Below are 24,115 nucleotides of genomic sequence, written 5' to 3'. Positions count from 1 at the left end.
CTCCACTGCCGGATTCCCGCGCTCATCAGTCTGTCTGCTCATTCAGCCAAATCCGAACCTCATGAAAAAAACCTCCCTCTTTCTCGGGAAACTCCTCCTGATCCTTCTAATCCTTTCGGCCTGCCAGGACCACCGCAACCCGCCGGTAACGCCCGGTTCGTCGACGGACCTCCTTCGGTTGCGGTCCATTTCCCGCGCCGGAGAGCAGGGGACCGCCCGGGTCACCCTGTTCAGCTACGACGGCCAGAACCGCCTGAGTCAGCTGCTGACCTACCAGACGCCCGACAGCAGCGTCGCGCCGGTCGAGAATACCACCTATAGTTACGACGATCAGAACCGCCTGAGTGAAGTCAAGCGCCGGATCGTCCGCCGTTCGGGGCTTGACCCGGTGCCGGAGGAAATCTATAAGCTGACCTACAACCCGGCGGCCCAGCTATCCGAGATGACCTACGACAACAACCAGGGCGACAATCACTGGCTTCTTCAATTATATTATACCCCTCAGAATCAGCCGGCGAGCTTCCGGAAAAGCTTCAGTACCGGGGGGTTGTCTTACCAGGAAGTCCATACGCTGACCTTTACGGGAAAGAATCTGACCCAGGACGTATCCGTCAATACCGCGACCCGACTGGTTCCCGGGCTGGGCACGATCACGACCGACTTCAGCTACGATTCCCAGCGGAATCCGTTTTACGGCATCTTCATCATTCCGGCCCCATTCCAAAGCCTGTTGTCTGCACCACAGTTGGGTCTGCTCAATTATTATTCCTACTTCGGGGGGATCGACAATCTCCTGAACCTGAGTCCGAACAACGCTACCTCGGCCGGTCCGCTCACGTATGAATACACCTACAACGGCGAGGGGCTGCCGCTGACGAGAGTCACCAAAGAGGGAGGGACGGTCACGGAAAGCCTCGTGTTCACTTACGAAACGTATTGACGGCCGCGCCCGGCAGCGTCTGTCGGCAGGAATCGTTAACCGGCCCCCGCAGCAAACGGGGGCTTTTTTGTTTCCGGTGGTTCGGAATCGGGGGTACATCCCTTTTTAATTTCATTCATAATTCGTTCTTATCCCGCCGGTGTAGGTTTGCTTCACAGGCCGGACGAAGTGACTTCCTCCCGATCCACGCCAGCCGAAAACCATAAACACAATACAACCAGCCAGTTGCCATGAAAACCATGCAACTCGCGCTGCTGCCCGGCCAACTGAATGGTTCAAATTCGTAACCCCACCGCCCATCTCTCCATCCAAAAAAGAAGCGGTATATTATAATTGAATCAAAAACAGCCTAAAGTTGAATTAGAAGTTGCCTGGTAATATATTTTTGCATCAATGTTGCATAATCGGAAAAGGGGTGTATAAATTTGCAACCATGTTGCATATTTAAAAATTCTCTCGTTTATGCTGACTTTCTCCTTACCGAAACGAATGATTCTGGCGGCCGCTCTGGCTGTGGCGGTTTCCGCCTGCCGGAAAAACGACGACCCCGCACCGGTTCAGCGGGAGGCCGCTTTCGCCCGTCTGCTGGTAACCGACGCCGAAACGCCCGGCCTGTTTCTGCTGAACCCGGCGAAGGGAACCTCCGAATCGTTCCAGGCCCGGTTCACGGGTTCCAGTCTGTATCCGACCAAAAGCGGCCGGTATGCCCTGGTTCTGAACTACTCCAACAACCTCGTGCAGTTTTTCGACAGCGGGATTGAAAACCACGAGGATCACGCGCATCTGGTTGGTACGCCGAAATGGGCGGCCCTGACGGCGGAAGCGGCCAAACCGACCCACACCTATTTCTGGGGGAACCGCATCGCCGTCTTCAACGACGGGGAGGGCAGCCTGACCCTGACCCGGGAAGAAGACCTGCACAATGCCTCGGCCCGGCCAACCATCGTGAAGGTGGACGTGCCGCACCACGGTGCGGTGGTGGCCTTCGCCAACAACACCTTCGCCGTTACGGAAAAGGACGGAACGGTCTCCGGCACACTGCCCGAACGGGTGAAGATTGTCGATGAAAACGGAACGGTCCTGAAAAAGTCGGTTCTGGCGACGAAGGGCATCCACGGCGACGCAGGCAACGGTCAGGTGGCGCTGTTCGGTCATCCGGAGGGGATTCTGGTGGTGGACCAGGTCGGTAATCAGCGGAATATCGCCTATCCGGCCAGCATCGGAAAGGAATGGCTCGGAACAGTAATCTACCATGAAGGCGCCGGGACTTTTTACGGTTTCAGCGCCAAAGCCGGGGTCTACCGGATCGACGTCGCACAAAACCGCATCACGCCCGTGCTGGAAAGCACCCGGATTTCGGCCTTTCGGGTAGATCAGGACGGGAAGGCGGTGTATGCCCTGATGAACGATGGAACGCTTCAGAGCTTCGACGGCCGGACCAACGCAGCCCTGAGATCGACGAAGGTGATGGAAGCCATCGACCCGGCCGCCAAATTCAAACCGGACATGACCGTCTCAAACCGTTTCATTTACATCACGCTGCCCGAGCGCGGAGAGGTGAAGATGATTCACCGGGAAACGCTCGAAGTCGCCGAATCTCTGAAAGTTGCCGGCAAGCCGGCGAAGGTGGTTCTGATCGGCGCCCAGCAGGAGGTGGAAAAAGGAGACTGAGGTGCCGGCTTCAGGGGGGCAGCACTTTGCGGGCGGTTTCAAACAGCGGGTCCACTCCTTCGAGGTCACATTCGGTGGTGACGGCCAGGAGCGTGCGGTCCACGATGTTCAGCCGGGCCGCCCGCAGGTTCCGGCAGTCGGCACCGGTGCCCTCGGCCGTCACCGCCAGGGCCTGCACTTCGCCGTAGAGCCAGCTTACGGAGGAAAGCGTCAGCGGACGTGCCTCCGGCCCGCGGCAGAGAATCGGCCGGTGTTGAGGGGCCGGGCGGCCGGGGCCATGCCGACCGATAAAGGCGGTTTTCAGGGAGTCCGTCAGGTCGCAGGAAATCCAGAACAGCCGGTCGTCGTAGAGGATGGCCGTCAGGTCCGAAACTATATGGTTTTCATAGCGAAAGCGATCGGTTTGAAAAATCCGGAGATGGGAGCAGGGCAGCGCAATCGTTCCCTTGACGAGGGGCGGGTCCAGTTCCCGGAAACCCAGTCGGAGGAGGGCGTCGGCGGTGGTTTGGCCGATCACCAGCCGGCCCAGCCCGTTCAGAGTCGATTGACCCGGCATCAGATAGGAAAGGAGCAGCAGCCCCGCAATCAGCCATTTCATGTGTATATTTGAATTTCAGGACAACCCTCCGCTCCTATGGCCGCCGAACGTCCGCTTCCAAAAGTAGCAAAACCCGCCCAGCGCGCCCTGGCCCACGCCGGAATAACTTCCCTCGACCAGCTTACCCAATTTACGGAAGCCGAACTGATGCAACTGCACGGAATGGGAAAAAGCACCCTCCGAATGTTGAAAGCCTCTCTGGCCGGCCATCAGCTTTCGCTGGCCCGCTAACCGCTTCCGGCGTTCCAAAAATACCGCATTTCGCAGGATTGTGGCCGGGCTATGGTTTTCCGTACCTTGGAGTTGCCCCACACGGCCCAACCCTAAGCTGTTCAATATGAAGCGGTATTTCTCCGGCCTGATTCTTCTGGCCCTTCTGACGACGTCCTCCGGATCGGCCCGGCCGGCCCCGGCTCCCCTGCCGGGTGGTTTGAAACCGGGGCCGTTTGCCGTTGGTTTCCAGGTCTTCAACCGGTATGACCGCGGCCGTTATCTCCAGCCGAAAACCGATTTTGAGGGCCGGGCCAACCCGGGCGAAAACGCCTTCCCGATTCAGATCAGCGTGTGGTATCCGGCGGCCGGATCGCCGGCCGGTCCGTCGAAGCCGAGCCTCCTGTTTGAAGAATACCTTTACCTGAACGAGCAGAAGCAGACCTTCCGGCCGCTGACGGACGAGGAGAAAAACCGGGCGGCCGAGGGCCTGCGGGCGCTGGTGCGGTTCGGTGCCGGGCTGGAACTGACCGATGCCGACCTGCTGGCCATCCGCCGGACGCCGACGGCCGCCCATCGCGAAGCCAGACCTGCATCCGGCCCTTTCCCGGTGATCGTTTCCGGGCTGGACGGCGGCCCGGCTTCGGCCAGCGTGATGTACGAATACCTGGCCTCGCACGGCTACGTCGTTCTGGCCACTCCCGGCATCGGCCGCACCGCCACCCTGCAGGCGAGCCGCCCCCAGCTCGCGCTTCACGAACGCATCGACCAGCTCGAATATGTGCTGGCCTTTGCCCATTCGCTGCCCACCGCCGACCCGACCCGGCTGGGGGTGCTGGGCATCAACTTCGACGGCATGAGCGGCCTGCTGTTTCAGATGAAGAATATGCAGGCCGACGCGGTGGTCAGCCTCGACGGCTGGGAGGGAAAAAATGCGGGAAGCCGGACCCTGCGGGAGTCGCCCTGGTACGCTCCGGTGAATCTGCGGGTGCCGTATCTGGTCGTCATTCAGGATGAGAAGGACCCCCGGCCGGACCTGCTGCCCAACCGGGAGGTGTTCGATGCGCTGGTTTATTCCGAGCGGTATTTCTTAATTATAAAGGAGATGAATCATGCCTGGCTGGTCGGCAACCTGGCGGTTCTGCCGAACCTTCCGGCCGATAAGCGAATGGCCTGCCACTACCTCTTCGCCGGCATTCTGAACTTCTTCCAGGCCCATGTGAAAAAAGACCCTGCCGGCCTTGCTTACCTGAAGAAAACCGCCCCCGAAAAGGGATTTCCTGCGGAACTGCTCCGGTTCGAAAGTTGGAAGGCGGCTTTCCCGGCCGTCCCGACGCCGGGGGAGTTTGAGACGCTGGTGATGGCCGGAGAGGTGGAAAAAGCCGCCCGAATTTACCGGGAGGCCGTTCGCCTGAACCCCTCCCTCGAACTGTTCGACGAACAGACAATGCACCTGTATGCCTTCCGGTTCAGCCGCCAGAATCGGCCCGAAACCGTTCTGTCCCTCCGCCGGCTGGCCGCCGAAGCCTTTCCGAAGTCGGTAGGGGCGCAGGAGAACCTCGGGCTGGCGTGGCAGGCCGTCGGCCGGAAAGCCGAGGCCCGGGCGTGTTTTGAAAAAGCCGCCCGGCTGGTGGATGCGGACGGCGGGATGGACCCGTCCCGCAAAGACCGGCTCCGCAAGGCGCTGGCCGACCGAATCATTGCTCTCGACGCCCCCTGAACCCCCGCAGGCCGGTGGATAACTTAACGAAAAAGTAATGCAGATTTATAGACTAAATCGGCATCGTAGAAAACTCCATACCCAAGTGTGGAGAGAATTGCCCCGCTATTTTTTGGAGCGTTTTCATAACAGTTTGATTATTAGGTGAATGGTTTGTATTTATTTGCTGGCACAGAACTTGACCCTAGAGGCATACCAACTTCCAGCTTATGAAACGCGATGATACCTGAACAGCAACCGCCGGAAAACCGGTCGACCGAACCAAAGCAGGTGATTCCCGTTATCGAGGAACGGATCGTCGTAGACAAGCAGGTGGTGGAAACGGGCAGCGTCCGGGTCAGCAAACGAGTTTCGGAAGAGGAAAAGACGTTTGAAATTCCGGTCCTGTCGGAAGAATACAGTGTGGAGCGGGTGCCGGTGAATCAATACATCGAAACCCCGCCCGAAGCCGTTCGGTATGAAGGGGATACGATGATTCTTCCCGTTTTGCAGGAAGTGGTGGTGGTGGAGAAGCGGTTGTTACTGGTGGAGGAAATCCGGATCAGTAAGAATCAGAAAATGACCAGTGCCTCCCAGCAGGTTACCCTGCGCCGGGAGGAGGTCATCGTCGACCGGATTCCCGTCTCCGGGAATCCCACCGTTGGGATTTCCCGTCAGGACGCCACCGGATCAGATAATCAATAATCAGTTCATTTTTATCAACGTTAAAACTTAAAATCAGGAAAGTCATGGCACAGACGGTAATTGGGTTGTTCGACAACGAAGCAGAGGCAAGACAGGCCGTGCAGCAATTGGTAAGCAATGGGTTTACCCACGACGATATCGATATTTCGACTGAAAATTCGACTACATCCGGTACGGTTTCGGAGCGTCGGACCGATCGGGACGACGATAACGACAGCTTCGGCGACAGCATCGGCAATTTCTTCAGCTCCCTCTTCGGCAGCAACGACGAAGCCGACCGGTACAGCGAAGTGGCCCGGCGCCTGCGCTCTCTGGTAACCGTCTATACCGACTCGGCCGAAGAAGCCGAACGGGCTGCGGATATTCTGGATGATGCAGGGGCGGTCAACGTCGACGAGCGGGCGCAGCAATACGGCTATGCAGGCCGCACCGGGATCACCGATGCCTCTACGACGACCGGTTATGCTGCTACAGGCACGACCGATGAGACAACCTACGGCACGACCGACACGACCAACCTGAGAGATACGGATCTTAACGATACCGGTTCCATCAAGGTAGTGGAGGAGAACCTGCAGGTAGGCAAACGTGAAGTGACCACTGGCGGTGCACGACTGCGCAGCCGGGTCGTTGAAAAACCGGTGGAAGAAACCCTGCGGCTTCGCCAGGAGCACGTTCGGGTGAACCGTCAGGCCGTCGACCGGCCGGCTACGGAAGCCGACTTCTCCAACTTCAAGGAAGGTGAAATCGAACTGACCGAACGGGCCGAAGTGCCGGTGGTGAACAAGGAAGCCCGCGTGGTGGAAGAAGTTTCACTGAGCAAGGAAGTGGAAGAGCGGGAAGAGACCATTCGCGACACGGTCCGCAAGACGGAAGTGGATGTCGAGAACCTGAACCGCGACCGCGATCAGCTGACTGACCGCGACATCGACCAGACCCGCAACCGGTCTACCGACAATACGTTCTGATTCCCGGGCACATACGAGTGAACCTGAAGCGGGGCCTGAGCAATCAGGCCCCGCTTTTTTGATTGATGTCAGGCTGGAAAGGCTTTCAGATCAGGCTCCCGCGCTTTGGCGGGAGCGATCACCACCGCTGCCAGCAGGCACCAGGCCAGGGCATTGTAGATTCCGCCGAAGAACAGGGCAACCGGTGCCGGAACCCCGAATTTGGTTGCCATCGCCAGCGGAAGCCAGCAGCCGCAGAGCAGCGGTATGTACCGGCGCCAGCCCGAAAGCCGCCGGGTCCGGATGACCAGGATGCCGAACGGGATCATCAGGAGGTGGCTCAGGGGCCAGAACGTATCCAGCACCCAGTAGACGGTCGGGCGGTAGTCGGGGGCCACCAGCAGCCAGAAGTTGGACACGTTGGCCAGGGTCAGGGTTCCCAGCAGGACCTCGGGCAGCCGTCGGCCGAATCGGGTGTCGCCGGTGACGCGCATCCGGCGGAGCGCCACGATGCTGATCATAAAAGCTGTGATGTAGGTAATTCCCCAGGCGCCGGTCCACCATTTTTCATGCAGCGAGGGATAGTGTTCTTCGGCCAGGATGCCAAGGTACATGGCGGGGGCTCCCAGAAGGGCCAGGACGCCGAGCGTTTTGTTGTTCATTAGATTTGTTGTTTAGAGGATATGGATAAAAGCATGGTCTGTTCAGCCTCCGAGCCATTTCCGAAACTCCGGAGCGCGGTCGCGGCTGACGAACAGCATCTCCGTAATGGTTGGTTTCAGAGTTATTTTCAGTTTGCCGTTCAAATGGACATAAACTCCGCTGACGGCCGGGCGCGCGACCAGAAACTGGCGGCTGGCCCGGAAGAACTGCCGCTCGTCGATCTGTCCCTCGATGTCTTCCAGCGGCTGATCGACCGGAAAATACCGCCCGTCGTGCGTTTTCAGGAAGGTTACCCGGTCTTCACTGTAGAAATAGGCGATTTCTCCCACCCCGACCGAAATGAGCCGCTGTCCCTGCCGGACCAGGAAGTATTCCCGGGGTGAAACCGGCCCGGTCAGGGTCGATCGCCGGAGCTGGTCGATCAGAGCGTTCATGTCGAAGGCCGGCCCGGCCGGGCGGTATCGCTCGCTCAGCTGCCGGAATTTGGTCAGGCTGCTGCGCAGTTCCTCCCGCTGGATGGGTTTGAGCAGGTAGTCGATGCTGTGAACCTTGAAGGCCTGGAGCGCATATTCGTCATAGGCCGTCGTGAAAATCACGGGGCAGGGTACCTCCACCTCCCGAAAGATTTCGAAGCTCTGTCCGTCGACCAGTTCGATGTCCATCAGGATCAGGTCCGGGCGGTCGGGGCCGTCGGCGTGGCTGCGCAGAAAGGTCACGCTGTCCTCGATGCTGTCGGCCCAGCCCACGATCCGGGCGTCGGGGGCGGTTTGCTGCACCAGCTCCCGAATGCGTTCGGCCGCCACGATCTCGTCTTCAATGATAAACAGGTTCATTCGGTAACGGGTTGAATCAGTGGTACTTTGACGGTAAATCGGCTGGGCTCGGCCATCACCTGCACTTCGGGCTGGTTGAGCAGCCGGTATTTGGCCGCAATGTTGGCCAGCCCGGTTCCGGTGGTCGGGATGCTCACCCGTTTCTGCTGCACGTTGTTGGTCACCGACAGCCACCGGCCGCCTTCGACCCCGATGCCGACGCAGAGGGGTTTGCTGATCGAGACCTGGTTGTGCTTGACCGCATTTTCCACCAGCATCTGGAGCGTCAGCGGGGGAATCAGGTAATGTTCGTAGGGCTCCGCTCCCTCGACCGTCAGCGAGATGCCCTGGCCGAAGCGGGTTTGCAGCAGGAAGAAATACGCCTGCGTGAACTGCAATTCCCCGCCGAGCGATATCAGGGCGTTTTCGTTGCTCTGGAGCAGGTACCGGTACACTTTAGACAGCTCCGCTATGAACCGCACCGCCTGGGCCTGGTCTTTCTCCACGAGGGCCGTCAGCGTGTTCAGGCTGTTGAACAGGAAGTGCGGTTTGACCTGGTTTTTGAGCGAGTCCAGCTGGCTGACCAGATTGGCTTTCTTGAGTTGTTCGGCTTCCTGATTGGATTTCTGCCAGGCTTCCATATAATATAAGAATTCGTAAAAACCGGCGACCAGCAGGCCGTACAGGTACGTGTAAAAAAGACCGAACAGGTAGAAGAACGGCGGGACGGGGTCTTCATTGGCCCAGTACGGATAAATCAGCATCCAGGTGCCGTATAAGCCGCCGAGCAGGAGAAACAGCAGCCCGAGTTCCCGGCCGAACCGCCACAGAGTCAGCTGATGGAGCGGGTAACGCCGGTGCATGAACACGACGATGAGCCGGCTGGCCTCCCAGATGACGGCGGCTGCGAACAGCGTGTTCTCGACTACCATCATCCAGTTGATGTTCTCCTCCACCCAGAGGTCGACCATCAGGCCCAGCCGGAGCGTGGCGACGACCAGAATGCCGAAGATGCGAACCCGGATGTCGTTGATCAGTCTCATGTTACAAAACAAACCGGTCCCGGAGCAAAAGCAAACACCCTTCCGTTTCACCCGTCGGAGCGGCTGTATGAGTCGCAGAAAACCCGCACTGAGTTGTAGCCGGCCATCCAAAGCCGGATTCTCAATTCCTTACGCTTCCCATATTGATTTTCAATATAGTAAATAGGAAATTCCTGTCCCTTCGGAGGGCGGCATGCCGCCCTGAACCCGCTTTCTTTTTAGCCTGGATCGGACGCCGGGCCGGCTTCCTGTCAAATCAGTCGGGCCGGAAGAATAACCCCTGCCCCAAAGTGGTGGAAAACCGACGCCGATGCAGTTGGGACCGTCCTTGTACCGCCCATCCGACCGAGTTAACGGTGTTAGAAAATAGATTTTCTTTTGTAGCCGACGCCGGCAGCACTGGAACGGGAAAGCCTGCCCGACCGGCAAGAGGGGCCGCGGCTGTGGAAACCGCAGGCATCGACCGGGAGAAAGGGGTAGAATTTCGCCGGTCGCCCGGGACATTCCGCCGTAATTCAATAACTTGCTACCTTCCCTTACCAACTGATTCCTCCTCATGAAACCCCATACCGGCAGACGCCGTTTTATGGCCGACCTGACCAGAGCCGTCGGCACGTCCCTGTTCCTTGGCTCGCCCCTGATCAGCCGGTCTGCACCGCTGAGTCATCCTAAAGCTCCGCTCACGGTAGGAGAGGTGATGGAGCTGATTCTGAAGACGATACCGAATGCTCCCTTTTCGAAAACCGTCGATACGCTGAAGTCGGGAAAACCGGAGCAGGCGGTGACCGGCATCGTCACGACCATGTTCACCACCACCGAGGTGATCGAAAAGACCGTGGCCGCCGGTGCCAACTTCATCATCGCCCACGAACCGACCTTCTACAACCACCTCGACGAAACCGACTGGCTGAAGCAGGACGAGGTGTTCCGGCACAAACAGGATCTGCTGACGAAAAACAACATCGCGGTCTGGCGCTTCCATGACTACTGGCATTCGCACCGCCCCGACGGCATCACCTCCGGCATGATGGCCGCCCTGGGCTGGGAGAAGTACGTCGACCCGGCCAACCCGCTGCTGCTGAATCTGCCGGCTACTCCGCTCCACCAGATCATCGCCCACGCCAAGAGCAAACTCGGTATCAAAATGGTCCGGGTGGTCGGCGACCGCAGCCAGGTGTGCCGCCGGGTGCTGCTGCTGCCGGGGGCGCCGGGCGGGCGCAATCAGATCAGCGCGATCCAGAAGGTGCGGCCCGACGCCGTCCTTTGCGGGGAGGTCAGTGAATGGGAGACGCCCGAGTACATCCGGGATGCCCGGCAGGAGGGACAAAAGGTGTCGCTGGTCGTGCTGGGTCACATCATGAGCGAAGCCGCCGGGATGGAGTGGCTCGTCTCCTGGCTCCAGCCCAAAGTGCCGGGCGTGAAGGTCCGCTACATTGCTTCCGGAAATCCGTTTACCTACGAGTGAAACCCGGCCGTTAGCTGAGGTTCGACAGGAGGGGCAGCCGGCGGATCCGTCGGCCGGTGGCGGCAAATACGGCATTGCAGACGGCCGCAGCCACCGGCGGAAGGCCCATCTCGCCCAGTCCTTTCGGAGCTTTCCGGCTTTCGACTAAATGCACCTCCACCTCCGGCGCTTCCGACATCCGCAGCATCCGGTACTGGTGAAAATTGGTTTGCCGGGCGGCCGCCTTCTCAATGGTTACCTGGCCGTACAGGGCCGCGCCGAGGCCGTCCAGAATGGCCCCGGCCACCTGCTGGCGGGCGCCGTTCCGGTTGATGACCTGGCCGCAGTCCACGGCCGCCGTGATTTTATGGACGCGGATGCCGCCCGACCCGTCCACGGATATTTCGGCCACCTCCGCCACCGGCACCCCGAAAGTAACATGGGCCGACAGCCCCTGATAGCGGCCTTTTTCGAGCGGTTTGCCCCAGCCGGCCTTATCGGCCGCCAGTTGCAGCACGGCCCGTAGTTCCCGCGCATCGTAATCGCCCCCGTGATCGCGGTATTTCATCACTTCATGGTCGCCGATCAGGTCCAGCCGGAACGCCAGCGGGTCTTTCCCGGCGGCATGGGCCAGTTCGTCCAGCATCGACTGGATGACGAAGGCCGTGGCGTTATGGCCGGGCGCCCGCCAGGCGCCCACCGGGACCGTCGAGGGCGGGTTCCGGTAGTCGAGCCGGAAATGGGGGACGAAGCCGGCCGGGAGTTCGTCGGGGAACACTTCGGTGATGTGGGGAGAGCGGTCGGCTTTGCGGAAGGCGTAGCGGGAGGTGGTGGCGGCCTTCATATGCCAGGCCGTCAGCCGGCCGTCGGCATCCAGCCCGGCCGCGATCCGGTACATCCCGGCGGGCCGGTAAAAATCGTGCAGGAGGTCGTCCTCCCGCGTCCAGACCACCTGCACGGGCGTCCCGGTTTCCTTCGACACCAGCAGGGCATCGGCGGCATAGTCGGCGTTGAGCCGCCGGCCGAACCCCCCTCCCGAGCGGTTCAGATGGATTTTGATGGCCGAAGGAGAAAGCCCCGTCAGCATGGTGGCGTATTCCATGATCGTATCCGGCACCTGCGTCGAACCCCAGAGTTCGCAGCGGTCTTTCCGGACCCAGGCCGTATAGTTCTGCGGTTCCATCGTCACGTGCGCCAGGAACGGAAGCTCATAGTCGGCTTCCACACGTTTGGCCGCCCCGCCGAGGGCGGTCTGCACGTCGCCGTCCTGCCGGACGGCGGTCAGGTCGGAACTCGACAGGATGGTTTCGAATTTCTTTCGCAGGCCTTCGCTGCTTTCCGTTGGGTCGTCGCCCTCGCTCCAGGTGATTTCCAGGGCATTCCGGCCTTTCATGGCGGCCCAGGTAGAGGTGGCGACCACGGCCACCCCGCCGGTTTCGATGCCGGGGGTGGGGTGGGGCTGGAGCCGGACGATCTGCTTCACCCCGGGGACAGCCCGGGCGCGGGCGTCGTTCACCGAAATCACGTTGGCTCCGAACCGGGGTGGTTTGGCGATGCAGGCATACAGCATCCCCGGTAACTGAATGTCCAGTCCGAACAGAGGCTTTCCGGTCACGATGGCCGGCGTGTCGGGGTCCGGGACGCTCGTTCCGATCAGCCGGAAGGCGGAGGGGTCTTTCAGGGGCGGGTTCTGCGGAGCGGGCAGTTTAGCGGCTTCGGCGGCCAGTTCGCCGTAGGAGAGCCGCCGGTTCCCGGTTCTGGAAAGCACGTGACTTTTTTCGGTGAGGCAGTCGCTTTCGGGGATTTTCCAGCGCGCGGCTGCGGCTTTCACCAGCAGCGCCCGGGCGGCTGCCCCCACCTTCCGTAGTTCCAGAAAATTAGACCGCATGGCGTCGCTTCCGCCCGTAAACTGATCGCCGTACTGCGGGTCGAAGGGCGCCTGCTCGACCTGGATATCCGACCAGTCGGCATCGAGTTCCTCGGCGATCAGGAGCGGAACCGAGGTCTTGACGCCCTGGCCGATTTCCGGCCGTGAAGCCATGATCGTGATCCGGTTGTCGGGAGCGATCCGGACAAAGCCGTTGAGTTCGACGGAGGCCGGGGAAGCGCCGGCCGGCCGCTTCCCGCGGAGGTGGAAGCCTAGCAGCAGCGCACCGCCGGCGGTCAGGGAAGTCTGGAGAAAGAAGCGTCGTTGCATGGCCGGGGCCGTTTTTCCTGAAAACCAGTTGGTAGAAAGAGGAAAGATACGGTTTTCCGGCCCGGTTCCCATCCCACAGTTTGGGGTAACTCGGTCGGCCCGTTGAATCATTACTTCCAACATTTCTCCCGTCAGATCTATTCTACCTGAATGCGTGGACCTTCGGTCCGTGCGCTGAATCGTTTAAAAAGATGGAGGGACCAATCGTATGCTGGCAATGAATTACCGTGGACCCATGCGGGTCCGAGTTGACCAAAAACCCATGCCCCAGATCGAGCACCCCGAAGACGCCATTGTCCGGGTAACCCGCTCCTGCATCTGCGGGTCCGATCTTCACCTGTACAACGGCCTTGTGCCCGATACGCGGGTGGGCAGTACGTTCGGCCATGAATTTATCGGCGTAGTGGAGGAGATCGGACCGGAGGTTCATAAACTGAAGGTAGGCGATCATGTGCTGGTGCCGTTCAATATTGCCTGCGGCAAATGCGCCTTCTGCCGCCAGGGCCTGTTCGGCAACTGTCACGAATCCAACCCGCAGGCTACGGCCGTGGGCGGTATTTTCGGGTATTCCCACACGGCGGGCGGTTTCGCCGGCGGGCAGGCCGAGTTTGTACGGGTTCCGTACGCGAACGTCGGCCCGACGGTCATTCCGGAAGGCATGGACCCCGACGACGCCGTGCTGCTCACGGACGTGGTGCCGACGGCCTACCAGGCCGCCGAAATGGGCGGGATACAGCCCGGCGACACGGTGGTGGTGTTTGGGGCCGGCCCGGTGGGCATCATGGCCGCGCGTTGCTGCTGGCTGTTCGGAGCCGGGCGGGTGATCGTCTTCGACGAGGTCGATTACCGGCTGGAATTTGTCCGTAACTACGCCAGCTGCGAGGCTTATAACTACAAGGAGATCGACGACGTGGTTCTTTTCGTGAAGAAAACCACCGACTGGCTGGGGGCCGACGTCTGCATCGATGCCGTCGGGGCCGACGCGGCCGGAAACACGGCGCAGACGCTGCTGGGGCGGAAAATGCTGATGACCGGCGGTTCCGCAACGGCCCTGCACTGGGCGATCAACGCGGTTAAGAAGGGTGGGATCGTCTCTATTGTCGGGGTCTATGGCCCGATTGATTCACTGATTCCCATCGGCAATGTGGTGAACAAGGGACTGACCATCCGGGCCAACCAGGCATCGGTGAAGAAGCACCTGCCGAGGCTGATCGAACATGTCATGTCGGGTACGCTCAATCCGAAAGCCCTCATTACGCACCGCATCCCGCTGGAAGAAATCTCCGACGCCTACCGGATGTTCTCCGACAAGCTCGACAACTGCATCAAACCCGTTCTGATTCCCCCAACCGCGAGAAGCTAAAGCCCAACACAACCCTATGGAAAATACGGAAACAGGCGTAAGAAGCCGCCCCGACATCAAAGGCTGGGGCATCGATGCCGACCCGGCCAACGATCCGACCTATCCCATGAAGGCCCGCACCGATGAGGAGCAGCTCGGGTACACGTGGGAACGCCCCACCCAGCAGCCTATTACGGTGGAGGTGCTGCACTCGAACGAGCGGCCCAATGTCAGCGCGGTCTACGGCAGCACCCTGCCGCCGAAAGGACTGAGCGGTCAGCTGCGCCGGTATGCGTTCAAATACAGCGAGAGCGACTACAAACACTGGCTCCCGCTGGTGCTGGCCGACCGTGTCGATGTGGTGGAAGGGCTCATCGACGACATTAAACACGGCCACATCCCCAACATCTTTGCCGAACGGGGCTGGAAGGTCAAGTGGAAACACGACCGGTCGGGCCTGATCAAGGACATCGCCGTGGCCGCCGTGATCACCTATGCAGTCTATGCGTGGCTGTCACCGGGCCGAAAAAAACGGAGACGCGACTGATTGAACCGAATGCAACGGAGGAAGCCCCCGCACCGTATCGGTGCGGGGGCTCCTTGTTTTTAGGAGAGGTTTGGTGTAGGGTTTTTGCCCTTCCGGGCGTTTTGTCATCCTGTTGACCACCCCCCAGCCCCCTCCTTAGCAAGGAGGGGGTGGCTCCGCAGGATTTGATTCTGGCAGCGCTCTCCCCCTCCTTGCTAAGGAGGGGGCTGGGGGTGGTCCGGCTGGGGGTTGGAGGTAAAAGCCGCCCAAGCCCCAGGATCCCTCCTGCGTCGGGATGACAAACCGTTTCCCCAAACAAGCTCTCAGGAGGCCGGGTGTCGGCTGCAGGCTCGGATTTGGCCGGTTCTAAGGAGTTTCTAAGCGAATTTTAAGTGGTTTCTTAACATCGCTCCCTTCCTTAACGGGACCAGCCTCCGTTTTTTCGGGAATGCCCGGTCGCAGCTCTATGAATAAAACCGAAACGAATGTCTTTGTCGTTCATTTTTCCCGCCGTGAACTTCTTCGGAAAACGCATCCCAATCTGGCGGATGACCCGGCCGATGCGGGAGTCAGCTTCCAGCTGATGCGGGAAATCGACAGTGTGGTGAAGGATATAGAAAATGCCCGGACGCTGTCCCGGCAGGGGGCGGAAATCCTGTCGATCAGCCAGGGATGCTATTCCCTCGGCGACGACGTCATCTTCAGTTTCACGATTCTCTACCAGCCCAAACCAGGATCGGCCGCCCGAAATGAGGTCTGATCACAGAAGTTCTTCAACCTCCTGCCCCCGGATCGTGAAAACCGGGGTTTCCTCGAAGCGCGAGGCCACGATCACCTCCGTGCCGTCCTGATGGGCTGAAAACAGGTCCCGCGTCCGCACCGGGCAGTTGTTTTCCTTCGAGAGGTGCGACAACAGGACGTGGCTCATATACGACGGTTTGTGGTTGCGGAACAGGTCCAGCGCCTGGCGGTTGGAAAGATGCCCCATACCGCCCCGGATCCGTCGTTTGAGGTAGTAGGGATACCGGCCTGATTCCAGCATGTCTTCGTCGTAATTCGCTTCCAGAAAAGCCGCGTGGCACCGGCTGAAATAGCTCACCACCTGCTCGCAGGCCTGGCCGATGTCGGTGAAAACACCCACGCGCGTGTCGTGGCAGGAGACCAGAAAGCTGTGCGGGTCGCAGGCATCGTGGAGCTTGGGGAAGGCCGTAATTCTCAGGTCGCCGATCTGCACCGGCTCGTGGCTTTCCAGTGTCCGGACCGGAAACCACCCGTCCGGAAAGCCCGATTGCAGGTAGGTACGGCGGGTAATATAGACGGGAAGCTGGTACTTGCGGGCCAGCTGCGGGACGCCCCGGATGTGGTCGGAATGTTCGTGGGAAATAAAAATTGCCCGGACGGTATCCATCGACAGGCCCAGCCGCCGGAGCCGTTTTTCGGTTTCGCGGCAGGAGATGCCCGCGTCTACGAGAACCGCGTCCTGTTCGTTGCCGATGTAATAACAGTTTCCGTTGCTGCCCGAATTCAGGGACGTAATAAACAGCTGCCTCATTCTACAAAGAAACAGCTTTTGGAGATTTTTAGTCCCATGGCCGGACGTAAAAAATCAGGGCTCCGGCTTCAGGGCGCGGCCGGGTAATCCGTGATGTTCCGGCCCAGATATATGTTCCGTTCCGCTTTGTACATATTGCCGACGTCGATCAGTTTGAGGAGACCGGGGCCGCCCCGCCCGGGCGACCGGTGACCCGCCGTCAGCGGATCGTCGGCAAAAGTATAGTCATCGATATAATAGGGTTCCAGACCCGGTTCCTTCACGATGATGTGGATGTGGGCCGGATCGGTCCGGCCGGGATAGGGGGCCGGCCGCAGGGTCACGAACTTGTACTCGCCTTTCTCGTTGGTCCGCATCCAGCCCCGCAGGTAACCGTGCCGCCGGCCCCAGCCCTGCTCATCGCCCTTCTTCGGATAAATCCCTTTTTCGTTGGTGTGGTAGACGTACAGAACCACCCCGGGTGCCGGGGTCCGGCCGTCGGCTTTATAGACGACGCCGTTAATGCCGAGCGGCTTTTTACCGTCCCAATCGGCATCCGGAAGCAGAACGACGCTTTTCAGAGCCTCGAACGGTATCGGGGATTCAAAAATCGCTTCGCAGCCTTCACAGGGGCCGCCCACCTTCCGGTCCTGACCGAAGAGGGAGAAGCCGCTCAGCAACGCTGCAATCAGGAGAAGGAACCCGGTCGTTTTCATAGCAGGAAATTGAATTAATTTCCTCCAAATCAATTACTTTCCGTCGGCTTTCGAAAAAATAGTAGACAAACGTCCGAAAAAATAGAGGAGCCGCCGGCCGGGGGCCATTCCTCTACTTTTCCGGTTGTTGGTCGATAATTTTTTCCGGTGACCCGGCTTTTGCGTTCATTTATATTGCGGGCGGTCCGAAAGAGGCCCGTCCCGCAACCGACCTCATTTCCGACCGATGGATTTTCTTGACCGACCGATCCGACTTCCGCTGTCCAACCGGACCACCACGATGAAGTACGCGCTGGTGCATGCGGCTTACTGGGTGCTGATCACCGGCTTTTTCCTCTACGAAAAACGATATCTGATTTTCAAGGCCAGCCTGCCGTATTTTCTGATCTGCGTGCTGGTCCGGATCGTCCTGCTGATCGGTATTGCCTACCTGAACCTGCATTTCTTCCTGCCCCGTTACCTGCTGAAAGGCCGGTATCTGCGGTATTTCTCGATGATCTTCCTGTCCATTCTGGGCTACCTGCTGGTGCAGGCCCTGACCGATTACTGGCTCTACGGTTTTGTGATCGGTCCGATGCGGAACAGCAATTGGGTCGAAACGCTTTCCTACAACTTTTTCAGCACCCTCTGGTACCTGGGGCTGATGGTGGCCCTCCGTATGAGCCTCGACTGGTATGAGCAGCAGCGGCTTTTGCAGAAAATTACGGTCGAAAAGCTCCAGGCGGAAGTCAACTTTCTGCGGTCGCAGGTCAACCCGCATTTTCTGTTCAACAGCCTCAACAACCTGTATGCCCTGACGCTCAAAAAATCGGACCGGGCCCCGGACATGGTGCTGAAACTGGCCGATATGATGGAATATATGCTGTATGATAGCGACGAGGTACGCGTGCCGCTGGAAAAGGAGGTCGATTATCTGAAAAACTACCTCGACCTGGAAAAATTGCGCTGCCGGGAGGATTCCGACATTTCGCTGGAGGTGCAGGGCGAGATGAACGGGCTGGAGATGGCCCCGCATCTGCTGCTGCCCCTGGTCGAAAATGCCGTCAAGCACGGAGTCGGAAAACAGGCCCGGCAGGCCCGTCTGCACGGTACCCTGACCGTGGACCGGTCGGTCGTGCAGTTCACGGTGGAAAACAGCAAACCGCCGGCCCTTTCGTCGGCCGGAAAAGGCGGCATCGGCCTGACCAACCTGCGCAAGCGGCTCGAACTGCTGTATCCGGGTGCCCACTCGCTGCGAATCGACGACCAGCCGTCCCTGTTCCGGGTGACCCTTGAAATTGCCCTATGAGATGAAGAAACATTCGATTCATACCGTTTTCCGGCCGTATCGGCTCCTGCTGCCGGTGCTCGCCGGCCTGGCCCTTTCGGGGAGCCGGACCGCATCACCGGAGCCTGAAGTGTTCGTCGGCACCAGCCCCTGCGACGACCTTCCCCGGAAAATGCTGTCCATTCCTTTGAATACCGACTGTGAAATGATTCGATGGGAATTGACCCTGCACCCCCGGCTGACCGACCGTGGCCCTTCGCGTTTCGGCCTTCGGTATCGCTACGGAATGACCCAACCCGGAACGCCCGACTTCCGCAACGGCGGTTCCGTCGCCGAAATGGCCGGAACCTGGGAGGTCCGGAAGGAGGCCGACCGCCGGACCGTGTACCGGCTCGACCCGACAGGAAACGGAACCCCGCTTTCCTTCCGGCGGCTGGATGCCCGGCTGCTTCACCTCCTGGACCCGGAAAACCGGCTGATGATCGGGAATGCCGGCTGGAGTTATTCACTGAACCGGAAAGACGGAAACCCATGAAAAGGCTTCTTCTGACACTCGGTATTTCGGCCGGGTTGCTGACGGCAGGACCGGCGGTTTCCCAAGAGAGCCGGCCGGCTAACGTGCCCTCGGTGAACACCGCCCGTACGCCCCTGCCGGAAGGCTCCGGCGTATTCGGCGTGTTCGACGGACGGGTGCCCTGCGCCGGGCTGGCCGAAACCTGGAAGGTGCCGCTCCGGCCGGAATGTACGAAGGTAAAACTGCGGATCGTCCTCTTTCAGGACCCCGCCACCCGCCGGCCGACGACTTACCGGCTTTTCGGAACCATGAACCGCGACCGGGTTCGGGAAGGCCGGTGGGAACTGCTCCGGAGAACGCCCTCCGACCCGGAAGCGGTCATTCTGAAACTGGACCCTGACCGCCCGGACGTTTCCCTGTCCTTTCTTCAGGCTGACGACCACGTGCTGTTCATGCTCGACCAGAAGGGCGGTTTCCGGGTCGGCAATGCCGATTTTAGTTACACGCTCAACCGGGTGATCAACCCGGGACACTGATTTCTGAACGGCGATGCTGAACTGTGTGGTGGTCGATGACGAAGCTCCGGCGCGCGAGGTGCTGGAAGGCTATCTGCGCCGGCTCCCGGACGTCAGTTCGGTGGTTCAGTTCGGGAATGCCCGCGAAGCCGTGCGGTATCTGACCGAAAACGAGGCCGGTGTGCTGTTCCTGGATATCGAAATGCCCGAAATGACGGGCATCGACCTCCTGAAAGCCCTGCCGCAGCCGCCGGTCACGGTATTCACCACCGCCTACCGCGACTATGCCTTCGAGGGATTCGAGCTGGGCGTAATCGACTTCCTGCTGAAGCCCATCGCCTTTCCCCGCTTTGTGCTGGCCATGGACAAGGTCCGGGATTTTCTGTCATTGCGGGACCAGAATACCGGCATCCTCGACCGGCCGCCGGGGGAGCCGGGCGGTATGGTGTTTGTCAAAAGCGGGGTGCAGCGGCTGCCTCTGCATTTCGACCAGGTCCTGTACATTCAGGGGCTGAAAGACTACGCCATCATCCATACCGACACGGGCCGGATCGTCCTGAAAGGCTCGGTCAAGGCCATGCAGGAGCTGTTTCCGCCCGACCGTTTCCTCCGCGTCCATAAATCCTTCATCGTGTCGGTGTCCCGGATCAGCCGGATCGAACGAAACCGGCTGATCGTAAACGGCAACGCGGTTCCGGTGGGCAGGAATTACCGGGAGGAACTGGATAGGATACTGCCCGTTCTCCGTAAAAAAACGTCCTCAGAATAGGCGGCCGCCCTTTCGGTGAAACCCTCGGGAAATTTCCCACGTTGTATGGGGAGTATTCCGACGGATGGAACAAACGCAGAAGAAACGGCACCGGGCCGAACAGGGCCAGAAGACAACCCTGGTGGGCATCGCGGTCAACCTCGGGCTGGTAATTGTGAAGGGACTGGCCGGCTGGCTGGGCAATTCCTACGCCCTGATCGCCGATGCGCTCGAATCCGCCACCGATATGATCACCTCCGCCTTCGTCTGGCTGGGCCTGCGGGCCGCGGCCCGAAAACCGGACGAAAACCACCCTTACGGGCACGGGAAGGCGGAGCCGCTGGCGGCCATCGTGGTATCGTTTGCCCTTGTGGGGGCGGCCATCCTGATCGGCGTTCAGAGCCTTCAGAATATTCAGCAGCCGCACGAACTCCCGGCGCCGTATACGCTGGCGGTGCTGGCGGGGGTGGTGCTGGTGAAGGAGGTGCTGTTCCGTCGGATTGCGGCCGTCGGGGCCGAAACCGGGAGCAGCGCCGTCAAGGCCGATGCCTGGCACCACCGGGCCGACGCCATCACTTCCCTGACGGCTTTCGTGGGCATCTCGATTGCGCTGATCGGCGGCCCCGGATACGAAAGCGCCGACGATTGGGCGGCCCTGCTGGCCTCCTGCATCATTTTCTACAATGCCTACCACATTTTTCGGCCGTCGTTCGGAGAGATCATGGACGAGTCGCCCCCGGGCAACTGGCGGGAGGAGATCGAAGCGCTGGCGCTGACGGTAGAGGGTGTCCAGAATGTGGAGAAATGCTTCGTCCGCAAAACCGGCTTTGAATATTTTGTCGATCTGCACCTGCGGGTTTCGGGTGATCTTACGGTCCGGGAGGGACACGAGATCGCTCACCGGGTAAAGGCGTCGATCAAGGAAGCCCGGCCGGCGGTCTACGACGTACTGATTCATGTAGAACCGGATTAAAAAAACAAACCCGGCTTCGTAATGAGCCGGGATGTCGGTCTTCTCTGTCTTATAATATCCTTACCAATGCGGTTGAGTGACCGTGGTAAAAGTCCAGGTGTCAGGCAGGCCTTTTACCACGGTGCGTCACCTCCTGATGCCTCATTTATGGCAACGACCGTGCCAAACTTTATTTTTTTACAGGTCGTTTTCATCGATTTCCTCCGTTAAATCGTCCAGATCACCTTCATAGGCGAGCGAGTTGGAGCGATTCTCGGCGGTATTGATGGCGGTATGGGTGTCGGTAAACAGCATCGTGTCCGTAGCCTCGTCGCCGGCTTTGTTGTAGGTGTCTTCTTCGCCCAGGCCCAGGTCGGTAAACATGGGGGCGGTATCGGCTTCGGACAGCGGTGGAATCTCCAGCGTTTCGTCGAGGGGGGGCGCGTTCCGGTCCGGACCCGAACCGGGGAAGGGATCGGACTGGTTCTGGCCGTAGGCGTCGGAATAGGTATCGGTCTGGAAGGTGCCTCCCTCCTGAATCGTTCCCTGATCCGAAAGATTGTCCTCGTTGAAGTCATCGTTCATGGCATTTTCCATAGCGGTAGTTGATTTGGGTTGTAGTCGTATAACCAACGCTGGTCCGGATTGTTGGCGGCCGGGCCGGTGCCGGGACGGCTTTCTTCCCGCCCCCTAAGAATTTCCCGATAACACCCGAAACGGCCAAACATTCCCGAAAGACAGGCGGTTACTTTTTTCGACAGGCCCACCTTTCGGTCGGTCTGAAAACTCATTTTTTCACACTCAAACTCAACGTGAGTTATGGCTTCATTCACTGATTCAGTCGGTAATTTCTTCCGTGGGGAAGACAATGACACTTCACTGCGGGAACTGTTCCTGCATGAACTGAAAGACATTTATTATGCCGAGAAAAAACTGGTAGACAACCTGCCGGTCATGGCTGAGAAAGCCACCACCCAGGAGCTGCGTTCGGCTTTCCAGATGCACCTGCAGGAAACTCAGAACCAGGTATCCCGCCTGGAGCAGGTGTTCCGTTCGGTCGGGGAAGAGGCTGAGGAAGTAACCTGTGAGGCCATGGACGGCCTGGTGGAAGAAGGGGAGGAAGTGATCGACGAAACGCAGGAAGGCACCCTGACCCGGGATGCCGGTCTGATCATCTCGGCCCAGAAAATCGAACATTACGAAATTTCGGCCTATGGTTCCCTGCGGACGCTGGCCCAGATGCTCGGCTTCAACGAAGCGGCCCAACTGCTCCAGCAGACGCTGGAAGAAGAAAAAGCCACCGACGCCAAACTGACGGCCGTGGCCGAGTCGTTCGTCAACCAGCGGGCGGCTGCGGAATAAGTTTGGGGGGTTAGGGTGTTTGGGGGTATGGGAGTTGTAAGGATGTGCGGGAGGACCCCCTGACGAACCCCTCGAAGCAGAATCGGGCGGGCGGAGGACGGTTTTTGATCGTCCTCCGCCCGCCCGATTTTTATGGCCCCGGCGCCTTTGTCCTCCCGACGCAGGAGGGACCCTGTGGCTCAATGACCCATCTGATGGAGCGCCGAAGCTCAAGGTCCCTCGTTCCTCGGGATGACAAACCGGCGGGGGGACAAAGCTGGCCGGATGACAAAACCGGTCGCGATGACAAACCGTTCGGGGAGGACTTAAGCTCAGACGGCCCAGCCCCGACTCCTAAACTCCCCAACCCCTCAACTCCTTAACTTTCAAAGGTATTTCAGCATGTCCTTCCGGCTCACGGTGCTCAGGAGCTGGCGGACGAAAAGGCCTTTCCGGCGGGGTTTGGAGATGGCCCGGACCCGCGCCATGGTTTTCAGCAGAACGCCCGCGGCCATGTAAACGAAAAACATCCCGATCAGAATCACCAGCGACATCGTATTCGAAATGTTCCGGTGGAACAGGAAGAACAGGACGGTGTTGGCCAGCGACATAGTGCAGAGAACCAGGGTGGCTGCGGCATGCGACAGCCCGTTGTCGATCAGGATGTGGTGCATGTGGTTCCGGTCGGCGGAGAAGGGCGAACGCCCGGCCAGTATACGAACCAGAAAGACCCGCAGCGTGTCGAAGATCGGCACGATCAGGATGACGATGGCGATGATCGGTGCGTTGAAAAACGAGGTAGGATCGAAGCGGTAGGTGTTGTTCAGGTTCACGAACCGGACGGCGAAGAACGAGAGCAGAAAGCCCAGAATCAGCGAGCCTGTATTCCCCATGAAAATCTTGCTGGTGTGCGAGAAGTTGAACCGCAGGAACCCGACCAGTGCGCCCGAAAGCGTGAAGGCCAGACAGGCCATCGAAAAGTGCCCCGTCAACAGAAACCAGCCCCCGAAAGTCAGGCTCGCCAGCGTCGCGATTCCGCCCGCCAGACCGTCGATCCCGTCGATCAGGTTGATGGCGTTGATGATCGCAATGAAGATGAAACAGGTGATCAGAACCGAGAACAGGTCGTTGATATGGTAAAAACCGAAGATTCCGTAGAGGTAGTCGATCCGGAGCTTGCCGAAGAAAATCAGAATCAGCGACGGCAGAATCTGGAAAAAGATTTTCTTGTTGGGGTCGATGCCGACCATGTCGTCCTTGATGCCGATGAAGAACAGGATCGCCATCCCTACTACCGACAGGTTCGTTCGGTAAATGTCGGTCTGGTCGATGGCCGGCCAGAGGAAGTAGCTGATCAGGATGGCGGCAAAGATGGCGATGCCCCCGAAGGTGGGCGTGGCCTGTTTATGAGAACTCCGCACGCCCGGCTTCTCCATCAGAAACTTGAGTTCCGAAATCTTGATAACCACCGGAATCGAGACAACCGATACAAAGCAGGCAACCAGAAACGACAGCAGACACTGGTACAAACCCAGTTGAAAAAGATCGTCGGTTAATTTTTTTTGGATATAGGCCAGCAGCAACTCGATGTTCATAGTGGAGGTTGGTGTGAGTACAAAAACTCAGAAGCAGGGCAGTTAAAGATGTAAATGTTACCTATTTAGGCTTGTGTTGCAATAAAAAACCACCATTTGGTAAGCAAATTTTATTGAGTGGTTACAAAGTAAAGGTGCT

The 24,115-nt window shown here is 59.2% G+C and carries 25 protein-coding genes; 16 read left to right on the top strand and 9 right to left on the bottom strand.

Annotation, left to right across the window (positions count from 1 at the left end; translation table 11 throughout):
• Window positions 1–61 precede the first annotated feature (61 nt).
• Entirely contained in the window at window positions 62–940 is an 879-nt protein-coding gene (locus DX909_RS11120) for a hypothetical protein (RefSeq protein WP_128545248.1), read from the top strand.
• 462 nt (window positions 941–1,402) lie between these two features.
• Entirely contained in the window at window positions 1,403–2,611 is a 1,209-nt protein-coding gene (locus DX909_RS11115; RefSeq protein WP_128545247.1) for a hypothetical protein, read from the top strand.
• Window positions 2,612–2,621: 10 nt separating this feature from the next.
• Here the strand turns inward: DX909_RS11115 and DX909_RS11110 are convergent, their stop codons facing one another.
• Window positions 2,622–3,209, bottom strand: coding sequence for a hypothetical protein (locus DX909_RS11110; protein WP_128545246.1), 588 nt, complete (start codon window positions 3,207–3,209; stop codon window positions 2,622–2,624).
• A gap of 36 nt (window positions 3,210–3,245) precedes the next feature.
• On the opposite strand from DX909_RS11110, the gene DX909_RS11105 reads away from it, so the two are divergent.
• The 4 genes from DX909_RS11105 (at window position 3,246) to DX909_RS11090 (ending at window position 6,791) form a co-directional block, all read left to right on the top strand.
• On the top strand, window positions 3,246–3,440 hold the full coding sequence (locus DX909_RS11105) for a helix-hairpin-helix domain-containing protein (protein WP_128545245.1): 195 nt from the start codon (window positions 3,246–3,248) through the stop codon (window positions 3,438–3,440).
• Between the two features lie 106 nt (window positions 3,441–3,546).
• Window positions 3,547–5,139, top strand: coding sequence for a hypothetical protein (locus DX909_RS11100; protein WP_128545244.1), 1,593 nt, complete (start codon window positions 3,547–3,549; stop codon window positions 5,137–5,139).
• Window positions 5,140–5,358: 219 nt separating this feature from the next.
• Complete coding sequence (locus DX909_RS11095; protein WP_128545243.1) at window positions 5,359–5,823, top strand: YsnF/AvaK domain-containing protein; 465 nt, start codon at window positions 5,359–5,361, stop codon at window positions 5,821–5,823.
• A gap of 44 nt (window positions 5,824–5,867) precedes the next feature.
• Window positions 5,868–6,791, top strand: coding sequence for a YsnF/AvaK domain-containing protein (locus DX909_RS11090; protein ID WP_128545242.1), 924 nt, complete (start codon window positions 5,868–5,870; stop codon window positions 6,789–6,791).
• 68 nt (window positions 6,792–6,859) lie between these two features.
• On the opposite strand, the gene DX909_RS11085 is transcribed toward DX909_RS11090, so the two are convergent.
• From DX909_RS11085 to DX909_RS11075, 3 genes are read right to left on the bottom strand one after another with little or no spacing between them, the layout of a single operon-like run.
• Window positions 6,860–7,432 carry a hypothetical protein gene (locus DX909_RS11085; protein ID WP_128545241.1) on the bottom strand — a complete coding sequence of 191 codons (573 nt, stop codon included), beginning with the start codon at window positions 7,430–7,432 and terminating at the stop codon, window positions 6,860–6,862.
• Window positions 7,433–7,474: 42 nt separating this feature from the next.
• Window positions 7,475–8,266, bottom strand: coding sequence for a LytR/AlgR family response regulator transcription factor (locus tag DX909_RS11080; RefSeq protein WP_128545240.1), 792 nt, complete (start codon window positions 8,264–8,266; stop codon window positions 7,475–7,477).
• Window positions 8,263–9,288 (bottom strand): sensor histidine kinase, encoded by a 1,026-nt coding sequence (locus DX909_RS11075; RefSeq protein WP_128545239.1) that lies wholly within the window; start codon window positions 9,286–9,288, stop codon window positions 8,263–8,265. Before DX909_RS11075 ends, DX909_RS11080 begins: the two co-directional genes overlap by 4 nt.
• 556 nt (window positions 9,289–9,844) lie before the next feature.
• Between DX909_RS11075 and DX909_RS11070 the strand changes: the two genes are divergently transcribed.
• Entirely contained in the window at window positions 9,845–10,753 is a 909-nt protein-coding gene (locus DX909_RS11070; protein WP_128545238.1) for a Nif3-like dinuclear metal center hexameric protein, read from the top strand.
• A gap of 10 nt (window positions 10,754–10,763) precedes the next feature.
• Here DX909_RS11070 and DX909_RS11065 read toward each other — a convergent pair whose 3' ends face one another.
• Entirely contained in the window at window positions 10,764–12,929 is a 2,166-nt protein-coding gene (locus DX909_RS11065) for a xanthine dehydrogenase family protein molybdopterin-binding subunit (protein ID WP_164851258.1), read from the bottom strand.
• Window positions 12,930–13,137: 208 nt separating this feature from the next.
• On the opposite strand from DX909_RS11065, the gene DX909_RS11060 reads away from it, so the two are divergent.
• The 3 genes from DX909_RS11060 (at window position 13,138) to DX909_RS11050 (ending at window position 15,557) form a co-directional block, all read left to right on the top strand.
• Entirely contained in the window at window positions 13,138–14,292 is a 1,155-nt protein-coding gene (locus DX909_RS11060) for a zinc-dependent alcohol dehydrogenase (RefSeq protein ID WP_128545236.1), read from the top strand.
• Between the two features lie 16 nt (window positions 14,293–14,308).
• Window positions 14,309–14,818, top strand: coding sequence for a hypothetical protein (locus DX909_RS11055; RefSeq protein WP_128545235.1), 510 nt, complete (start codon window positions 14,309–14,311; stop codon window positions 14,816–14,818).
• Between the two features lie 445 nt (window positions 14,819–15,263).
• Window positions 15,264–15,557: a hypothetical protein gene (locus tag DX909_RS11050; protein WP_128545234.1), complete on the top strand. Its 294-nt coding sequence runs from the start codon at window positions 15,264–15,266 to the stop codon at window positions 15,555–15,557.
• On the opposite strand, the gene DX909_RS11045 is transcribed toward DX909_RS11050, so the two are convergent.
• Window positions 15,558–16,349 (bottom strand): MBL fold metallo-hydrolase, encoded by a 792-nt coding sequence (locus DX909_RS11045; protein WP_128545233.1) that lies wholly within the window; start codon window positions 16,347–16,349, stop codon window positions 15,558–15,560. It lies immediately after the preceding gene.
• A gap of 68 nt (window positions 16,350–16,417) precedes the next feature.
• Window positions 16,418–17,044, bottom strand: a complete 627-nt coding sequence (locus DX909_RS11040; RefSeq protein WP_128545232.1) for a dioxygenase family protein — start codon at window positions 17,042–17,044, stop codon at window positions 16,418–16,420.
• Between the two features lie 226 nt (window positions 17,045–17,270).
• On the opposite strand from DX909_RS11040, the gene DX909_RS11035 reads away from it, so the two are divergent.
• The 5 genes from DX909_RS11035 to DX909_RS11015 all read left to right on the top strand — a co-directional run bounded on the left by DX909_RS11035 (window position 17,271) and on the right by DX909_RS11015 (window position 21,061).
• Window positions 17,271–18,332, top strand: a complete 1,062-nt coding sequence (locus DX909_RS11035) for a sensor histidine kinase (protein ID WP_128545231.1) — start codon at window positions 17,271–17,273, stop codon at window positions 18,330–18,332.
• A 1-nt stretch (window position 18,333) separates the two neighbouring features.
• The gene (locus tag DX909_RS11030; protein ID WP_128545230.1) at window positions 18,334–18,846 is read left to right on the top strand and encodes a hypothetical protein; all 513 of its coding nucleotides are present in this window, start codon (window positions 18,334–18,336) and stop codon (window positions 18,844–18,846) included.
• Window positions 18,843–19,361 (top strand): hypothetical protein, encoded by a 519-nt coding sequence (locus DX909_RS11025; RefSeq protein WP_128545229.1) that lies wholly within the window; start codon window positions 18,843–18,845, stop codon window positions 19,359–19,361. Before DX909_RS11030 ends, DX909_RS11025 begins: the two co-directional genes overlap by 4 nt.
• Window positions 19,362–19,374: 13 nt before the next feature.
• Window positions 19,375–20,109 carry a LytR/AlgR family response regulator transcription factor gene (locus DX909_RS11020; protein ID WP_128545228.1) on the top strand — a complete coding sequence of 245 codons (735 nt, stop codon included), beginning with the start codon at window positions 19,375–19,377 and terminating at the stop codon, window positions 20,107–20,109.
• A 64-nt stretch (window positions 20,110–20,173) separates the two neighbouring features.
• Window positions 20,174–21,061 (top strand): cation diffusion facilitator family transporter, encoded by an 888-nt coding sequence (locus DX909_RS11015; protein ID WP_128545227.1) that lies wholly within the window; start codon window positions 20,174–20,176, stop codon window positions 21,059–21,061.
• A 177-nt stretch (window positions 21,062–21,238) separates the two neighbouring features.
• Here the strand turns inward: DX909_RS11015 and DX909_RS11010 are convergent, their stop codons facing one another.
• The gene (locus DX909_RS11010) at window positions 21,239–21,637 is read right to left on the bottom strand and encodes a hypothetical protein (protein ID WP_128545226.1); all 399 of its coding nucleotides are present in this window, start codon (window positions 21,635–21,637) and stop codon (window positions 21,239–21,241) included.
• Window positions 21,638–21,859: 222 nt separating this feature from the next.
• Here DX909_RS11010 and DX909_RS11005 point away from each other — a divergent pair, with 222 nt between their 5' ends.
• Window positions 21,860–22,402, top strand: a complete 543-nt coding sequence (locus DX909_RS11005; protein WP_128545225.1) for a YciE/YciF ferroxidase family protein — start codon at window positions 21,860–21,862, stop codon at window positions 22,400–22,402.
• A gap of 365 nt (window positions 22,403–22,767) precedes the next feature.
• Here the strand turns inward: DX909_RS11005 and DX909_RS11000 are convergent, their stop codons facing one another.
• Entirely contained in the window at window positions 22,768–23,976 is a 1,209-nt protein-coding gene (locus tag DX909_RS11000) for an MraY family glycosyltransferase (RefSeq protein ID WP_128545224.1), read from the bottom strand.
• Between the last annotated feature and the right edge of the window lie 139 nt (window positions 23,977–24,115).

This window comes from Larkinella soli, assembly GCF_003703975.1.
GTDB lineage: Bacteria > Bacteroidota > Bacteroidia > Cytophagales > Spirosomataceae > Larkinella > Larkinella soli.
Note: the sequence above shows the minus strand (reverse complement) of the source record. Positions and strands in the feature narration are given on the sequence as shown.

Bases quoted from the DNA above. Each gene is read 5' to 3' on its own strand.
- DX909_RS11015 (WP_128545227.1), top strand. From the start codon at position 20,174: ATGGAACAAACGCAGAAGAAACGGCACCGGGCCGAACAGGGCCAGAAG.
- DX909_RS11080 (WP_128545240.1), bottom strand. From the start codon at position 8,266: ATGAACCTGTTTATCATTGAAGACGAGATCGTGGCGGCCGAACGCATT.
- DX909_RS11005 (WP_128545225.1), top strand. From the start codon at position 21,860: ATGGCTTCATTCACTGATTCAGTCGGTAATTTCTTCCGTGGGGAAGAC.
- DX909_RS11020 (WP_128545228.1), top strand. From the start codon at position 19,375: ATGCTGAACTGTGTGGTGGTCGATGACGAAGCTCCGGCGCGCGAGGTG.
- DX909_RS11000 (WP_128545224.1), bottom strand. From the start codon at position 23,976: ATGAACATCGAGTTGCTGCTGGCCTATATCCAAAAAAAATTAACCGAC.
- DX909_RS11100 (WP_128545244.1), top strand. From the start codon at position 3,547: ATGAAGCGGTATTTCTCCGGCCTGATTCTTCTGGCCCTTCTGACGACG.
- DX909_RS11025 (WP_128545229.1), top strand. From the start codon at position 18,843: ATGAAAAGGCTTCTTCTGACACTCGGTATTTCGGCCGGGTTGCTGACG.
- DX909_RS11085 (WP_128545241.1), bottom strand. From the start codon at position 7,432: ATGAACAACAAAACGCTCGGCGTCCTGGCCCTTCTGGGAGCCCCCGCC.
- DX909_RS11010 (WP_128545226.1), bottom strand. From the start codon at position 21,637: ATGGAAAATGCCATGAACGATGACTTCAACGAGGACAATCTTTCGGAT.
- DX909_RS11105 (WP_128545245.1), top strand. From the start codon at position 3,246: ATGGCCGCCGAACGTCCGCTTCCAAAAGTAGCAAAACCCGCCCAGCGC.
- DX909_RS11045 (WP_128545233.1), bottom strand. From the start codon at position 16,349: ATGAGGCAGCTGTTTATTACGTCCCTGAATTCGGGCAGCAACGGAAAC.
- DX909_RS11065 (WP_164851258.1), bottom strand. From the start codon at position 12,929: ATGCAACGACGCTTCTTTCTCCAGACTTCCCTGACCGCCGGCGGTGCG.
- DX909_RS11095 (WP_128545243.1), top strand. From the start codon at position 5,359: ATGATACCTGAACAGCAACCGCCGGAAAACCGGTCGACCGAACCAAAG.
- DX909_RS11120 (WP_128545248.1), top strand. From the start codon at position 62: ATGAAAAAAACCTCCCTCTTTCTCGGGAAACTCCTCCTGATCCTTCTA.
- DX909_RS11060 (WP_128545236.1), top strand. From the start codon at position 13,138: ATGCTGGCAATGAATTACCGTGGACCCATGCGGGTCCGAGTTGACCAA.
- DX909_RS11040 (WP_128545232.1), bottom strand. From the start codon at position 17,044: ATGAAAACGACCGGGTTCCTTCTCCTGATTGCAGCGTTGCTGAGCGGC.
- DX909_RS11035 (WP_128545231.1), top strand. From the start codon at position 17,271: ATGGATTTTCTTGACCGACCGATCCGACTTCCGCTGTCCAACCGGACC.
- DX909_RS11050 (WP_128545234.1), top strand. From the start codon at position 15,264: ATGAATAAAACCGAAACGAATGTCTTTGTCGTTCATTTTTCCCGCCGT.
- DX909_RS11090 (WP_128545242.1), top strand. From the start codon at position 5,868: ATGGCACAGACGGTAATTGGGTTGTTCGACAACGAAGCAGAGGCAAGA.
- DX909_RS11115 (WP_128545247.1), top strand. From the start codon at position 1,403: ATGCTGACTTTCTCCTTACCGAAACGAATGATTCTGGCGGCCGCTCTG.
- DX909_RS11070 (WP_128545238.1), top strand. From the start codon at position 9,845: ATGAAACCCCATACCGGCAGACGCCGTTTTATGGCCGACCTGACCAGA.
- DX909_RS11030 (WP_128545230.1), top strand. From the start codon at position 18,334: ATGAAGAAACATTCGATTCATACCGTTTTCCGGCCGTATCGGCTCCTG.
- DX909_RS11075 (WP_128545239.1), bottom strand. From the start codon at position 9,288: ATGAGACTGATCAACGACATCCGGGTTCGCATCTTCGGCATTCTGGTC.
- DX909_RS11110 (WP_128545246.1), bottom strand. From the start codon at position 3,209: ATGAAATGGCTGATTGCGGGGCTGCTGCTCCTTTCCTATCTGATGCCG.
- DX909_RS11055 (WP_128545235.1), top strand. From the start codon at position 14,309: ATGGAAAATACGGAAACAGGCGTAAGAAGCCGCCCCGACATCAAAGGC.